The 14643-nt window shown below is 59.3% G+C and carries 12 protein-coding genes; 10 read left to right on the top strand and 2 right to left on the bottom strand.

The genetic code is table 11. The features are described from left to right. The first annotated feature begins 78 nt into the window (after positions 1–78). Positions 79–1728 carry a PAS domain-containing sensor histidine kinase gene (locus KOM00_RS05740; protein ID WP_216497877.1) on the top strand — a complete coding sequence of 550 codons (1650 nt, stop codon included), beginning with the start codon at positions 79–81 and terminating at the stop codon, positions 1726–1728. A gap of 36 nt (positions 1729–1764) precedes the next feature. Here KOM00_RS05740 and KOM00_RS05735 read toward each other — a convergent pair whose 3' ends face one another. Beyond that, positions 1765–2166: a winged helix-turn-helix transcriptional regulator gene (locus tag KOM00_RS05735; protein ID WP_216497876.1), complete on the bottom strand. Its 402-nt coding sequence runs from the start codon at positions 2164–2166 to the stop codon at positions 1765–1767. 97 nt (positions 2167–2263) lie between these two features. Here KOM00_RS05735 and KOM00_RS05730 point away from each other — a divergent pair, with 97 nt between their 5' ends. From KOM00_RS05730 to KOM00_RS05695, 8 genes are all read left to right on the top strand, one after another. Then, positions 2264–3121 (top strand): SDR family oxidoreductase, encoded by an 858-nt coding sequence (locus KOM00_RS05730; protein WP_216497875.1) that lies wholly within the window; start codon positions 2264–2266, stop codon positions 3119–3121. Between the two features lie 566 nt (positions 3122–3687). After that, positions 3688–4518, top strand: coding sequence for a phosphate/phosphite/phosphonate ABC transporter substrate-binding protein (locus KOM00_RS05725; protein WP_216497874.1), 831 nt, complete (start codon positions 3688–3690; stop codon positions 4516–4518). Further along, positions 4515–6134: a sensor histidine kinase gene (locus KOM00_RS05720; protein ID WP_216497873.1), complete on the top strand. Its 1620-nt coding sequence runs from the start codon at positions 4515–4517 to the stop codon at positions 6132–6134. The genes KOM00_RS05725 and KOM00_RS05720 overlap by 4 nt, the downstream gene beginning before the upstream one ends. A 208-nt stretch (positions 6135–6342) precedes the next feature. Further along, positions 6343–7473, top strand: a complete 1131-nt coding sequence (locus KOM00_RS05715; RefSeq protein WP_216497872.1) for a potassium channel family protein — start codon at positions 6343–6345, stop codon at positions 7471–7473. Positions 7474–7725: 252 nt separating this feature from the next. Beyond that, complete coding sequence (locus KOM00_RS05710) at positions 7726–8799, top strand: GTP pyrophosphokinase (protein WP_216497871.1); 1074 nt, start codon at positions 7726–7728, stop codon at positions 8797–8799. A 260-nt stretch (positions 8800–9059) separates the two neighbouring features. Further along, positions 9060–9839, top strand: coding sequence for an MIP/aquaporin family protein (locus tag KOM00_RS05705; RefSeq protein WP_216497870.1), 780 nt, complete (start codon positions 9060–9062; stop codon positions 9837–9839). A gap of 26 nt (positions 9840–9865) precedes the next feature. Then, positions 9866–10648, top strand: a complete 783-nt coding sequence (gene fabG / locus KOM00_RS05700; RefSeq protein WP_216497869.1) for a 3-oxoacyl-ACP reductase FabG — start codon at positions 9866–9868, stop codon at positions 10646–10648. Between the two features lie 37 nt (positions 10649–10685). Next, positions 10686–13109, top strand: a complete 2424-nt coding sequence (locus tag KOM00_RS05695) for a glucan 1,4-alpha-glucosidase (RefSeq protein ID WP_216497868.1) — start codon at positions 10686–10688, stop codon at positions 13107–13109. A gap of 341 nt (positions 13110–13450) precedes the next feature. On the opposite strand, the gene KOM00_RS05690 is transcribed toward KOM00_RS05695, so the two are convergent. Continuing rightward, on the bottom strand, positions 13451–13714 hold the full coding sequence (locus KOM00_RS05690; protein WP_216497867.1) for a hypothetical protein: 264 nt from the start codon (positions 13712–13714) through the stop codon (positions 13451–13453). A gap of 44 nt (positions 13715–13758) precedes the next feature. On the opposite strand from KOM00_RS05690, the gene KOM00_RS05685 reads away from it, so the two are divergent. After that, entirely contained in the window at positions 13759–14400 is a 642-nt protein-coding gene (locus KOM00_RS05685) for a hypothetical protein (RefSeq protein WP_216497866.1), read from the top strand. Positions 14401–14643: the final 243 nt, after the last annotated feature.

Genomic DNA, 14643 nt, shown 5'->3' with positions numbered 1-14643 from the left:
GTTAAAAATCTTTTTTATCTCCCGTTAATGTGATAGCCTGCACCGGTTTCGCGGCAACCTCATCCGGAAGGGATCGCAATGGGAGACGATGCAGCCAAGTACCACGCCCTGTTCGACCGGATGGCCCAGGGCGCCTTCTTCCAGTCGGCTGACGGCGCCCTGACCGATGTCAACCCGGCCGCCCTGGAGATGTTCGGCCTGACGCGCGACGAGTTCCTGGGGCGGACCTCGATGAACCCGGACTGGCGCGTCATCGCGGAGGACGGGTCCGAACTTCCTCCCGAGCTGCACCCCTCCATGGTCGCCCTCAAAAGCGGCCGTCCCGTGCTCGACTTCGTAGCCGGCGTCTTCAACCCGCAAAAAAGACATTTCTGCTGGTTCAACCTGAACGCCATCCCTATGTTCCACCCCGGGGAGTCCTCGCCGTACCAGGTCTTCGTGACCATGCACGACATCTCCTGTCATAAACGGCTCAACGACATCCATCTCTCCCGCATCAACCTGATGCAGTACGCCGATGCGCATACCCTGGAAGAGCTCATGGTGGAAGCGCTCGACGAGGTGGAAAGGCTGACCGAAAGCAGCATCGGCTTCTATCACCTTTTCGATGCCGCGAGCAAAAGCGTGGAACTGAGAGCCTGGTCCACCAACACCTTGCAGAGGTTCTGCGGCATCGAGGATCGGGATCGCCACTACAGTATCGACCAGGCCGGCGTCTGGGTCGATTGCCTTCATTTGGGCAAAGCCACCATCTACAACGACTACGAAAGTCTCCCCCACCGCAAAGGGCTCCCCGCCGGGCACGCCCCGGTCGTGCGCATCCTGGTGATGCCGGTCAAAAGGAACGGGGAGGTGGTCGCCATCCTCGGCGTCGGCAACAAGGCCACCGACTACACCGAAGCCGACGTCCGTACCGTCACCCTCTTCGCCGACCTCACCTGGGACGTCGCCCAGCAAAAGCAGATGCAGAACAGGCTGCTCGCCAAGACGGAGGAGCTGAAACAGGCCAACGAGTTTCTCGAGCAGCGGGTCAGCCAGCGCACCGCCGACCTGCAGGCGGCCATCCGGGAGCGCGAGTCCTTCAGCTACTCGGTGTCGCACGACCTCAGGGCGCCCTTGCGGCACATAAGCAGCTACAGTTCGATCCTCATCGAGGAGTACGGGCAGGCGCTGCCGTACGAGGCCCGTACCTATCTGGACCGGATGAGGGGCGCCGCCAACCAGATGGGGGCGCTCATCGACCACCTGCTGGAACTCTCGAAGGTGGCGCGGGCACCCATCCTGCCTGAACCCGTCGACCTCAGTGCCGCCGCGGCCGCCATCCTGCAGATGCTGCAGGAAACCGAGCCGCATCGTCTGGTATGCCAGGAGGTAGAGCCCGGGCTCACCGTCCATGGAGACGCCCACCTGATCAACCAGCTTTTGGGCAACCTGTTGGGAAACGCCTGGAAGTACACCTCCAAGACCCCTTTCCCGAGGATCGCCGTGGGCAAGTCCACCGCCTCCGGCGAAGAAGCCTTCTTCGTGACCGACAACGGCGCCGGCTTCGACATGAGCTACCAGGGCAAGCTTTTCAAGCCCTTCGAGCGGCTGCACGGCTCCGAATTCGACGGAATGGGGATAGGGCTTGCCACCTCGCACCAGATCGTCGAGCGCCACGGCGGCAGGATCTGGGGCGAGGGTACGGTGGGCAAGGGTGCCACCTTCTACTTCACCCTGGGCGGGTGAAAACCCAAGCGGAAGCCCCTTCGCCCCCTTCGTCTGTTATTCGACGACTTCCGGGGGCACTGTCTTCTGAACGGCCATGATGCTCGGCAGGTTGCTTTCGATCCAGTCGGCCAGCGACTCGACTTTCTCGCCGATGGCCCTCCCCAGCGGGGTCAGCGAGTATTCCACGTGGGGCGGCACCACCGGGAAGGAGACCCGGTCGACAAAGCCGTCCCTCTCCAGGTATTGGAGCGTCTGCGCCAGCATCTTTTCACTCACCCCGCCCACCTTGCGCCGCAACTCGCTGAAACGGTGCGTCTTTTCCATCAGGGCAACCAGCACGAGAACTCCCCACTGACTGGTCACATGCTTCAGTATTTCCCGGGACGGACACTGCACGCAGAACAGCTCCCCGCGGCGCATCTGGTCCGACAGGCTCACTACTTCCGGCTCACTCATGACACTTACCTTTTTGTGCGTACTTACTTTTTGTAATCGTTGTTGCTATGCTCCACCTGTAACATAGATCCAACGCAGACATAAAGGAGATAGTCACATGATCGTCATTACCGGAGCAACCGGACAGTTAGGACGCCTCGCCATCGCATCGCTGCTCAAGAAGGTTCCCGCTTCCCGCATCGTCGCCGCCGTGCGCAACCCCGACAAGGCCAAGGACCTCTCCTCTCTCGGGGTGCATGTGCGCCAGGCCGACTACAACTCCCCCGAGACCTGGGCATCCGCCCTTGCCGGTGCCGAGAAGCTGCTGCTGATCTCCTCCAGCGAAGTCGGGCAGCGCGTCAGCCAGCACCGCACCGTTATCGAAGCGGCGAAAAAGGCTGGCGTGAAGCTCCTGGCCTACACCAGCCTGCTGCGCGCCGACAGCTCTCCGCTCGGCCTGGCCGCCGAGCATCTCGCCACCGAAACGCTGATCCGCGAATCGAGCATCCCCTTCGTTATCCTGCGTAATGGCTGGTACACCGAGAACTACGCTGCCAGCATTGCTCCAGCCGTCGAACACGGCTCCTTCTACGGTTCCGCCGGAGATGGCCGGATTGCATCCGCCGCCCGCGCCGATTACGCGGAAGCGGCCGTCGCCGTGCTCACCTCGGAAGGGCATCGGGGACGGGTCTACGAACTGGCCGGTGACACCACCTACACCCTCACCGAGTTCGCTGCGGAGATATCCCGCCAGTATGGCAAGCCGGTCAACTACGTGAACCTTCCCGAGCTCGAGTACAAACAACTCCTCGTATCGGTCGGACTTCCTGAACCCCTCGCAGCGCTTCTGGCCGACTCCGACAGCGGCGCCGCCAAGGGCGGCCTCTTCGACGGCAGTCATCAGCTGAGCTCCCTGATCGGCAGGCCGACCACCTCCCTGGAAGCGGTGATAGCAAAAGGCAAAGCAGGTGCCTGACGCAGATATTTGTTCCTTGAGTTTCCAAAGAGAAAGGCCCGCCGGTGTTACCGGACGGGCTTTTTCCACTTTTCACCTCAATCTCTTTATAATCAAAGGGAGAGACGACATGTCCCGGTGAAAAGGAGTCCAGAGATGAAAACGAGAGTCCGGTACCTGGTTGGAATAGTGGTGCTATCCTCACTGCTCTCTGCCTGCATTATCGTGCCGGTGGACGGTTATTACGGGCACCACGGATATTATTACGATGACTATTACGGCCATTATGGGCGCGGCCCGTATGGTGGGCGGAGGTAGTTTAGGTGAAGCCCGAAGTGACAAAAGCATAGAAACGCCCGCTGGTGCTGACCAGCGGGCGTTTCCATTAGAGTGGTTCGCTGTCTCCGCATTCCCCCACATCCTCCACGGCAACCCATTCAAGTTTCTGCCGCCTGCACCGATACGGTCAACGAGTAGCAAAGAACATGAGCGGCTTTTCCGCATTGTTTGAGATGCCGGGTCCCGTCTCTCTCGTGGTGCATCAAGCGGGCAATCACAAGCAGCGGGCATGTTAGCAAGGAGGAGTGATGAGGAGCATAATCCGTTTCTTTGGCTTGGTATTGATTCTGGCGCTTTTCCCCGGGGTCGCCTCTGCCCAAGGGGCTTTCGTGATCGGGGTAGCTCCCCACACCAGTGCCAGGGTGATTCTCGAGATGTACCAGCCGTTGCGGCTTTACCTCAGCAAGAGCCTGAACATGCCGGTGGAGGTGGTTACCGCACCCGACTTCGACGAATTCGCCCGGCGCGCCTTGGCCCAGAAGTACGACCTCGCCATCACCACCGGTCACCAGGCGCGGCTGCTGCAAGTCGACGCCGGCTACCTGCCGCAACTCACCTACAAGGCCGACTTCAAGGCGGTCACCATAGTCCCCCGAAACAGCGACGTAACCAAGCCGGCGGACCTGAAAGGGAAGAAGGTCCTCGGGCTCAGCGCGGCATCGCTGGTAACCCTCTGGGGGGAGCACTGGCTCGCCGAAAATCACGTTGCCTCGCTGCCGGTGAAATTCGTCAGCGCCTCGGACAGCGTGGCGCAGTTACTGTTGACCGGTGAAGCCGCTGCCGGCTTCACGTCGCTGGCCAACTTCCAGAAGCTGCGCCCGGAGGTGCAAGGGCAGTTGCGCATCATCGCCCAAAGCGCTCCCCTTGCCGGCAGGGTCTACCTGCTGAACCAGCGCTGGTCCGCTCGTGAAAAGGCGATCAATGCAGCGCTTTGGGGCTTTGCGGAGACGGCGGAGGGAAAACGCTATTTCGACACCAACAAGCTTGGCGGCTACCGAAAGCTCCACCATGGGGAACTGGAAGGTATGGACCACTATGCTGCCGAGGTCAAAAGGCTGCTGAAAAAAGAAGAAAGATGAGAGCGCTCGCTCCCTGGTCAACGGTGCGGGGGCGCCTGTTGATGCTTGCCATCGGCATCGAAATTCTGATGTTGTTCGTGATGGTGTTCAACAGCTTACGGCTTCTGCACGGTGCGATGACCAAGCAGGCCCTGTGGCAGGCCGAGCAGATGTCGCCGGTCCTCATTGCCGCCCTTACCGCACCCCTTGCACAGCAGGATTTCGCCACCGTTCAGGCCGTCATCGACGAGAGTCGGCGTGCCGGCGGGGTCAAGTACATCGTGATCCTGGACAGCGCAGGGAGGCGGGTCGCTTCCAGCGGCTGGGGGCGTGACCAAGCCCTTCCTCCCCCCAGTGTACGGTTCGAGTTGTTCCAGGGGACCCAGGCTCCGCGCTACGACGTGCTGGTCCCCATTGCCCAGACGGGACAGCCCCTGGGAACCCTCCACTTCGGCCTGGATCTCTCGCAGATCGTTTCCGCGCGGCACCTCCTGTTGCTTCAGGGCGGGACCATCGCCATTATCGAGGTGCTTCTTTCCACGGTGATACTGACCCTGCTCGGGTACTGGCTGACCCGGCACCTGGTCACCCTCACCAAGGCAAGCCTGGAGGTTGCCAATGGCAACCTGACACCGGCGCCGGTGCGGGAGGGGCAAGACGATGTGGGGCGGCTGGGGGCGGCCTTCAACATGATGTCTCGCGCCATCTCGGAACGGGTGAGAGAGCTGACCGTGGCCAAGGAAGCGTTGCAGGAACGTGCCCGGGAACTCGAAGATTTGAATCTGACCCTGGAGTCCAGGGTGCAGGAAGAGGTGGCGAAGAACCGGGAGAAGGACAACTACCTCACCCAGCAGGAGAAGATGGCCTCCATCGGACAACTTGCCGCCGGCGTCGCCCACGAGATCAACAACCCCATGGGGTTCGTCACCAGCAACCTGTCCACGCTCGGGAAATACCTGCAACGCCTGGAGGAATTCATCGCAGCCCAGGACGAGGCCATCAGGAAAGGAGGCGACGACGCCGGCTCCGATGCGCTCTCCCAAACCCGAAAGCAGCTAAAGATCGATCACATCCTCGATGACGGCAAACAACTGATTGCGGAATCCCTGGAAGGGGGAGGGCGGGTGCAGCACATTGTCCAGAGCCTGAAGAACTTCTCCCGGGTGGACCAGGTTCAATACTCGCGGGTCGATCTGAACGAATGCCTCGAGACCACCATCAACATCGCCTGGAACGAGATCAAGTACGTCGCCACCTTGAGGCGGGAGTTCGGGGTACTCCCCCCAGTCTGCTGTTACCCGCAGCAGCTCAACCAGGTGTTTCTCAACCTGTTGATCAACGCCTCGCAGGCCATAGAGAGTTCCGGGGAGATCGTGGTCCGAACCTGGAGCGACGGTGAGGACGTCTTCGTCTCGGTAAGCGACACCGGCAAGGGGATCCCCCAGGAGATCATCAACCGGATCTTCGAACCCTTTTTCACCACCAAGGACGTTGGCAAGGGTACCGGCCTTGGGCTGTCGATCAGTTACGACATCATCAGGAAGCACAGCGGCGAGATCGCCGTGGAAAGTACCCCCGGCGCCGGTACCATCTTCAAGGTAAGGCTGCCGGTGAGCCAGGAGGCATGTGTGGCGTAGACTCCCGAAACGGAAAAACCGCTTAGCCACGGAGATAATCTGAGAAAATCTGAGAACCGCACGACACTTTGAGGGGGAAACCCCTCTTTTTTTGTTTTTGATTTCCGCTTTTCTCAGAAGTCCTCAGATTTTCTCCGTGGCCAATGGTTCTGGGTTATACTGCTATGAGAGTGAACGGCAGCGCGGACTGTGGGGCGAGAGGAAGGTTATGGCGATTGTGGCGATGATTCTTGGGGCTGTGCTGGTGCTCCTGGTGCTTTGGGAGGGATTCGAGACCATCATCCTGCCGCGCCGGGTGACCCGCCGCTTCCGCATCACGCGGGTCTTCTACCGCAGCAGTTGGCGTCCCTGGACGTGGCTCATCCACAACTTCGTTCCGGCCAAGCGCCGGGAAACCTGGTTGAGCTACTTCGGCCCGCTGTCGCTGCTGCTTCTTTTGAGCCTCTGGGCGGCGGTGCTGATCGCCGGTTTCGCGCTCATCCACTGGGGCGGTTCCTGGCTTTTGTATCGCGACGGCGGCACCGAACTGATAAGTGACCTCTACCTGAGCGGCACCACCTTCTTCACCCTCGGCATCGGCGACGTGGTGCCCAAAACGAGCCTGGGACGCCTGCTGGTGGTGGTCGAATCGGGAATGGGGTTCGCTTTCCTGGCCCTTGTCATCAGCTACCTGCCGGCTCTGAACCAGTCCTTCGCCCGACGCGAGGTGAGCATCTCCCTGCTCGACGCCCGGGCCGGCTCACCTCCCACCGCTTCGGAGATGCTGCGCAGACACAGCCATCACGGAGGGGCGGAATCGCTTCGCGAGCTGCTGCACGAATGGGAGCGCTGGTCCGCGGAGTTTCTCGAGGGGCATCTTTCCTATCCTGTGCTCGCCTATTTCCGTTCCCAACACGACAACCAGTCCTGGCTGACCGCGCTTACAGCGATTTTGGACACCTGCGCCCTGATCATGGCGGGGGTGGAGGGAACCTGCAACCGCCAGGCGGAGCTCACCTTTGCCATGTCGCGCCATGCGGTAGTCGATCTGGCGCTCGTGTTCAAGACCCAGCCGCGGCAAGGGGCTGACCGGCTCCCGTCGGCGAAGCTGGACGAAATCTGCGACATTCTTCGCCGCAGCGGCCACACGCTGAAGGAGAGGGACGTCCTGGAACAGAACCTTGCCGAGTTGCGCCTCATGTACGAGCCCTACGTCAACGCGCTCTCCCGGCATTTCAAGGTCGGTCTTCCTCCGTGGGTGGCGCGGGAAAACGGGGTGGACAACTGGCAGGCCAGCTTCTGGAAGCCCCCTGCGAAACACCACAAAGCCCAGGAGGAGGTTGAGGAGAGGCATTTTTGAGCCGTTTAGTCGAGTGTCCCAGTCGCTTCCTTTTTCCTTAGGTGGCTCTTCGAATTCTTCGCCGACAGTTTTAATTTCCCGCCAACGTTTGTCCATTTCCCGGCCTGATCCCGATCCTTTTCGACCGAATTCTCTTTTTGAAAGGGCCCGCCTGTGCTATTCGTGAGCAGGAGCGAATACGCAAGAGCCGATAAGACGCTGAACCCCTGGCTACGGAGGAACTCCGGCTCTTGAGGCATAAGGAATTCAAATATGGCATCCCATGATTTTGAGCGGGAAAAAGTACTTTTCAGGAAATACTACGAGACCAACGAGAAGCTGTTGATTGCGGCGAAGGACTCCTTTGTCGACATCGTCAGGAGCCTGGTCAGTCAGACTGGAGCGGGGGCGACCACCAAGGTCGAGGGGCGCGTCAAGGACAAAGAGGAGTGCATAAAAAAGTTCCAGCGCAAATACCAAGGGAAACTCGAGGCCGACGAGCAGCCTTACCAAATCAGGGACTTCATCTCGGACCTGATAGGCGTGCGGATCGTCTGCCTCTATGAAGACGAGGTGCCGGTGGTGTCGGAGCTGCTGCAGCGCAACTTCAAGATACTAAACGTCACCGACAAGACTTCCGCCGTGGAGAGTACGGAAGACTCCTTCGGCTACAAGGGGCTGCACATGGACCTGGCCCTGGACCCCGAGGTGGTTTATGTCACCAGGAACCTGCCGCCGGCTGATCTCTGCTTCGAGGTGCAGATTCGGTCCCTGATCCAGGACGCCTGGAGCATGCTGGACCACAAGATCAAGTACAAGAAGTCGATCCCGGTGGATCTGAAGCGCAGGATCAACGTGCTCGCCGCCCTTTTCGAGCTCGCCGACCGTGAGTTTAAAGAGATCCGGAACGCGACCTCCGACCTGATGCAGCAGGCGACGGTGACGCAGATTGAACCGGACGCGCCGGGCCAGGCGGTTACCGCAGGCACGAGGACGGTGAACGCCTTCAACTTCTTGCCCATTGCCGGGCACTTTTTCCGTGACTTCGTGTTCGACGACGAGAAGGTGGATGATTTCGTCCAGGACATATTGGAGCAAAACAGCACCCTGCAAAAGGCTGAACTGCACAGGTGTCTGAACGAGAACCTGAAGGTCGTCAGGGAGTATCGCGACCACGTGCTCGCGGAAAACCCGGAGAGGACCTTCAGCGCCTACACCTCGATCAGGCACTGTCTCTATCTCTACGACCAGGAGAAGTTTTCACGCATCTTGTCGAGAAGGAACAGGGAGCGTTTCGTCGCATGGTTGAAGGCCAATCAGCCGGCGCCGGCAACATCGCAGCCCTGATCCCCTGTTTCTGATCCGCGCCAGGTCTTAAAAGCGTACCGGGCATACCGGGGTCAGGTCTGGGCCCAGACCTGACCCCTCTCAATTCCCCCCCCTCAGTTTCACCGTCCTACTACTGTCTTGTCTCATCTCCCTGTCTCAAAACGGATTTACATAGCCCTGTCCAGTGCTATCCTGTACTCAAGTTTAACGATGGAAAGCAGAGACGGCATGAGATCAAAGCGATATCGCACCTTATGTGCCTGGAAAGAAGGAACAGGATGGATACGCATGATCGACCTATTCCGTGGCTGCTATTCGGTGCGGAGTTTATAGGCACGGCGTTGCTTGTTGCAGTTGGGTTGTCGATTGTGATCCTGGCCTTTGGCCAAGACAGCCCCATGGTTCAACTCGTTCCGAGCGCAGGTTGGCGTCGGCTTGTCACAGGCTTTCTGTTCGGCACCACCGGTGCCCTGATTGCTCTCTCTCCGCTCGGCAAAGAAAGCGGAGCGCACATCAACCCGGTTGTCACCCTGGCATTCTGGCTAATGGGCACCCTGAGAGCTCGTCATGTTTTGGGCTATATACTGTCGCAGCTCACCGGCGCAGTGGTCGGGGCGCTACCCTTAATGGCGTGGGGGGAGATGGGACGCAGCGTGGCGTTCGGTGCTACCCTGCCCGGTGCGGGTTACGGGGCCTTCTGGGTATTGCTTGGAGAAGTGGCCACTACTTGCGCCCTCATTGTTGGGCTATTCTTCTTCCTCGGGCGTCGTCGACTGCGGCCTTTCACACCTGCTTTATTTCCAATTTTGTATGCCGCCATGGTTTTCATGGAAGCGCCAATCTCCGGCACTAGCACTAATCCGGCCCGCAGCCTTGGCCCAGCGGTGATCTCCGGCGCTTGGCATGGCTGGTGGATTTACTGGTTGGGCCCATTGCTGGGTGCTGTTCTAGGCGTAGCTTTTTACCGGTTTTCCGGGGCGGCTTGGCTCACTGTTGAGGTCGCAAAGCTCTACCACTTTGGGCACGACCGATACGGGGTTTTTCGCTGGAAGGGTTGATTCGTTGCACAAAGAGGAGGAGTGCCATGAATATCAGGCTTGACGGCAAGCGTGCCCTTGTCACCGGCGGCAATTCCGGCATCGGTGAGGCAATTTCACTATGCCTTGCCGATGCGGGCGCGCGGGTTGCGATCAACTACGTTGCACATCCCGAAGTCGCGCAATCGCTCGCGCAACGGATACAGTCGCAACACGGCGTTGCCATTACGATCAAAGCCGACGTTACAAACCCTGAGGCTGTCGCGAAAATGTTCCAAAGGATCGATGCTGCCTGGGGGGGGATTGATATACTGGTCAACAATGCGGGCATTGATGGTGGTCGCGCTCTGGGATGGGAGACCGGTATTGAAACATGGCGAGAAGTGATCGAGGTGAATCTGATGGGAGCCTTCTATTGTGCGCGCGAAGCCCTGCAGCGGATGGTGCCGCAGGAAAGCGGGGTCATCCTAAACATCAGCTCGGTGCATGAAGAAATCGCCTGGTCCGGCTATAGCGCCTATACCACCAGTAAGGCTGCCATCAGCATGCTGACCAAGACCCTTGCCCAGGAGGCTGCTCCTCACGGAATACGGGTGTTGTCGGTTGCACCCGGGGCGGTCAAGACTGCGATCAACCGCTCCGTTTGGAGCGATCCGGCGAACCTGCATGACTTGATTAAGAAGATTCCCTTGAGGCGGCTCGGCGATCCGGAGGAAGTAGCCCGCATGGTGGTGGTACTGGTCTCCGACGTCGCGTCCTACGTGACCGGTCGCACGGTCTTCGTGGATGGGGGCATGACTGATTATCCCGACTTCGCCCAGGGCGGTTAGCGGGGAATAGGCACGAAACCCAGAAACAGGAGGCGTTATGGATGCGCCAGATGGACATGCACCGGGCTGGCCCGGAATTCCAGCGCGCTGGACCTCCAGTGCCAAGTCGGGTATGGGCACCGCACTGAGCGACAAGAGCCGGGTCTGGTTTACCCTGAGCCACGGGATTTTTAACGAGATCTATTACCCTCGCATTGATCAGGCCTGTGTACGCGACATGGGGTTGATCGTCACTGACGGAGCAGAGTTCCTTTCCGAGGAAAAGCGAGACACTACCAGCGAACTCCGCTGGCTGGCCAAGGGGGTGCCTGCGTTCCATCTGTTCAACACGTGCAGGCTTGGTCGCTACCGGATCGAGAAGAAGATTTTGGCTGACCCGCAGCGGGACACCGTCTTGCAACAAACCCGATTCGTTGCCCAAAAGGGGCAGGTCTCCGATTATCGACTCTATGTGCTGCTCGCGCCGCACCTGGGCAATCACGGTGCCGGCAATACGGCCTGGATTGGCGAGTATAAAGGCCAGCCCATGTTGTTCGCCGAACGGGACGGAAATGCGCTGGCGCTAGCCTGTTCAGTTCCATGGATGAAGCGCTCCGTGGGCTTCGTTGGATTCTCAGACGGCTGGCAGGACATCACCTCTCACCAACAGATGGCATGGGACTACACGCGGGCCGAAAACGGCAATGTCGCCCTGACGGCAGAGGTCGACCTGCAAGCTGGCGGAGGAGAATTCGTGCTGGCCTTGGGGTTTGGGCGTAACGCAGCTGAAGCCGGAAACCGCGCCCGCGCAACACTCCAGGACGGCTTCGAAGCAGCACAATCGAAGTATGTTCGGCAGTGGAGCGGGTGGCAGGCGACTCTGCTGCAACTCGACAAGAACCGATCGGACAATGGACAAAATCTTTACCGGACCAGCACGGCCGTCGTGCGCGCACACGAGGCCTTCAATTTCCCCGGCGGAATAATCGCGAGCCTTTCCATCCCGTGGGGATTCAGCAAGGGGGATAACGATCTGGGCGGCTATCACCTCGCCTGGCCGCGCGACTTGGCCGAGTCGGCGGGGGGGCTCCTGGCTGCCGGCGCCCATGGGGAGGTCCGCCGTGTGCTCTGCTATCTGCAGGCAACCCAGGAGGCGGACGGACACTGGGCCCAGAACATGTGGCTGGACGGTTCGCCCTACTGGAACGGCATCCAGATGGACGAGACAGCCCTGCCGGTTCTGCTCGTTGACCTGGCCCGGCGCGAGAAGGCTCTGGACACCGCCGACGTGGCCAGGTTCTGGCCGATGGTGCGACAGGCTGCCGCCTACCTGGTCCGCAACGGACCGGTGAGCCCGCAGGACCGGTGGGAGGAAGATCCCGGCTATTCGCCGTTCACGGTGGCCGCCGAAATCGCAGCGCTGCTGGCTGCGGCAGACCTGGCCGATCTGCACCATGAACCTGGCATCGCAAGGTACCTGCGCGAGACCGCCGATGTCTGGCATGCATCGATTGATCGCTGGATGTTCGTGAGCGGCACCGATTGGTGTCGCAAGTACGATGTCGCTGGGTACTACGTCCGGATCGCGCCGATTGTGAAAGAAGAGGGTGTTTCGCGGTTCCTGGAGAGCATAGCTGTAAAAAACGTGACAACGGACCAGGCCGAAAGCCCTGTCTGCCACCTGGTAAGCCCCGATGCCCTGGCACTGGTTCGATTCGGATTGCGTGCAGCAGATGACCCGCGTATTCGGGACACGGTCAAGGTCGTAGATGCGCTGCTCAAGGTTGAGGCGCCGCAGGGCCCGATCTGGCACCGGTACAATGGTGACGGCTACGGCGAACATGAAGATGGCGAACCTTTTGATGGCACCGGGATCGGCCGGGTGTGGCCGCTTCTGACCGGCGAACGTGCCCACTTCGAACTGGCGGCAGGCCGGGTGCAAGAGGCAAAGCGGCTTCAGGCAGCCTTAGAATCCTTTGCCAGCGCTGACGGGCTTTTATCGGAGCAGATCTGGGACGCGCCGGACCTGCCGGACCGGGAGCTTTTTTTCGGCCGGCCATCCGGTTCGGCCATGCCGCTTGTTTGGGCACACGCCGAATACCTGAAGCTCCTCCGCTCACTGAATGACGGACGGGTCTTCGATATACCGCCCCAGCCAGTGGCCCGTTACCTGACGGAAAATACCGAGGCCTTTTGCCTGGTGTGGCGCTTCAACCACAAAATTCATTCCTTGCCAGCCGGCAAGATTCTGCGCATCGAGACGCTGGCGCCCGCTGTCATTCGCTGGAGTCCTGATGAGTGGAACACGTCCCAGGAAATACGAACCAACGATACCGGGCTGGGGATTCACTCAGCAGATCTGGCGACCGGGTCGCTAACCGAAGGAAAACAGGCAAGGTTCACGTTTTACTGGCTGGAGGCCGGACATTGGGAGGGAGTGGACTGGGCAGTCAGCATCGGTGCCGCACAACTCGGCGGATAAGTGGCTGACCTTTATTGGAGAAATTCCTCGAGCACCTTTCGGCAGATGTTGCCAAACCCCGTCCGAAGGTCGACGAGCGAGGGGCAGAGTTTGATCAGGATTCGATAAGCCTTTCACACCGGCGGGCGATCTTTGCGACGCTATTCGCCGATTTTGATACACCTCCAGCGGATGTCGACACGCCTGCGCGAAGGTTTGAAAAGGATCCTGCCGGACTTCGCCCACTCGGCAGGACCCTTTAATAGGTTCGCCTGAAGTTTGTTAAACTTTCCCGAAACCTTGCCAAACTATTCGTCAACTTTGACCAACCCTTTGTCGATCTTCCTAAAACTCATATTATTTCAGTGTGTTGAAAAGTTTAATTTTCGCGGGAAGTTTGCGAAACAATCCGCAATGTTTGCAAAGAAATAGCCGATGCTTGCACAACTCTTTCGCGGGCCCGATAAGGGGGCGGCAAAGATGGTCAAGAAGACCGACCGCCTCAGCGCGAATTGCCCGCCCTTATCCATACCCGGCCGGCTTTTGCAGCGGCCGGTAGCGAAGCGTGGCATGTTGTTCGAAAGCCTAAACAAAAAATTAGTTTGTTGTAATTTGATTCGTTTCATGTATGCTTCTCCTGGAGACGAGATTTCACCAGCCAGGAGGAATTATGCAAACAGTGCTAGCCCCTCAATACGGCTCTTCTCCCCAGGAGACGGCGGAGATGCTGCGGACCGTCAAGGTCATGCTGCTCAATCATGATCACCCCAACCTAAAGCCGTGGCCACCGTGGTTGAGGTCGATCGAAGGGTTGGGCGAGGACGCGGATTTTTTAGAGGCCGCGATAGCCCGAGCGCAAAACCATGATGTGGCGATGGTGAAGGAAAGGGACGAGTTTCACGAGTTGGCTAAGAAGCGGATGGCCAGGATCGGCAAGTATGTCGAACTTGCTGTCGAAAGCGACCGCAACGCTCTGCAGAGGGCGGGGTTCAAGGTTCGTCCGCTGCAGGTGAAGAAAACCGTTACCGGTCCTCCGCCTTCCCCGGAATTCACGGTTAGCCATGGTAAGGAGTCGGGGATCTTATTGGGCAAGATCATCAGGTACCCGGGTGCCAAGAGCTACCGGGTACAGATCACCGATCAGGATCCGACAACAAATCCTACATGGATAGATGTAGATGACTTTCCCCTGGCCTCGAAGATTTCCATTCCCGGCAGGGAGCCCGGCAAGCTGTACTGGATCCGTGCCAGCATCCTCTCCTCCAACGGCCGCGGTCCCTGGTGCCTGCCGGTGTGCATCAGGTCCTTGTAAGAACAGTTTTAGCTGCGAAACGTTGACGCCCCCGTCCATCTCTGGACGGGGGCGTTTTGTCGTCATCCCGACTGGATTTTTTAGCCGCAAGCCAAGGGGACATGCATAAGAATATAAGTTTTTCATGGTCTTATAATCTTACACGCGTCACCCGCCTTCCAGGCACCCGGGTGTATCTTTGGATCGGGGTGCTTTTCCGTTCCTCTCCCACCTGGTCAGCGTCCCGCTCGGCCCCGACTGGCT

This window comes from Geomonas diazotrophica, assembly GCF_018919385.1.
Lineage (GTDB): Bacteria > Desulfobacterota > Desulfuromonadia > Geobacterales > Geobacteraceae > Geomonas > Geomonas diazotrophica.
This window is presented reverse-complemented; position numbering and strand designations above follow the sequence as displayed.

Excerpts from the sequence above, each read along its gene's own strand:
- KOM00_RS05740 (WP_216497877.1), top strand. The coding sequence starts at position 79 with ATGGGAGACGATGCAGCCAAGTACCACGCCCTGTTCGACCGGATGGCC.
- KOM00_RS05735 (WP_216497876.1), bottom strand. The coding sequence starts at position 2,166 with ATGAGTGAGCCGGAAGTAGTGAGCCTGTCGGACCAGATGCGCCGCGGG.
- KOM00_RS05730 (WP_216497875.1), top strand. The coding sequence starts at position 2,264 with ATGATCGTCATTACCGGAGCAACCGGACAGTTAGGACGCCTCGCCATC.
- KOM00_RS05725 (WP_216497874.1), top strand. The coding sequence starts at position 3,688 with ATGAGGAGCATAATCCGTTTCTTTGGCTTGGTATTGATTCTGGCGCTT.
- KOM00_RS05720 (WP_216497873.1), top strand. The coding sequence starts at position 4,515 with ATGAGAGCGCTCGCTCCCTGGTCAACGGTGCGGGGGCGCCTGTTGATG.
- KOM00_RS05715 (WP_216497872.1), top strand. The coding sequence starts at position 6,343 with ATGGCGATTGTGGCGATGATTCTTGGGGCTGTGCTGGTGCTCCTGGTG.
- KOM00_RS05710 (WP_216497871.1), top strand. The coding sequence starts at position 7,726 with ATGGCATCCCATGATTTTGAGCGGGAAAAAGTACTTTTCAGGAAATAC.
- KOM00_RS05705 (WP_216497870.1), top strand. The coding sequence starts at position 9,060 with ATGGATACGCATGATCGACCTATTCCGTGGCTGCTATTCGGTGCGGAG.
- fabG (WP_216497869.1), top strand. The coding sequence starts at position 9,866 with ATGAATATCAGGCTTGACGGCAAGCGTGCCCTTGTCACCGGCGGCAAT.
- KOM00_RS05695 (WP_216497868.1), top strand. The coding sequence starts at position 10,686 with ATGGATGCGCCAGATGGACATGCACCGGGCTGGCCCGGAATTCCAGCG.
- KOM00_RS05690 (WP_216497867.1), bottom strand. The coding sequence starts at position 13,714 with ATGAAACGAATCAAATTACAACAAACTAATTTTTTGTTTAGGCTTTCG.
- KOM00_RS05685 (WP_216497866.1), top strand. The coding sequence starts at position 13,759 with ATGCAAACAGTGCTAGCCCCTCAATACGGCTCTTCTCCCCAGGAGACG.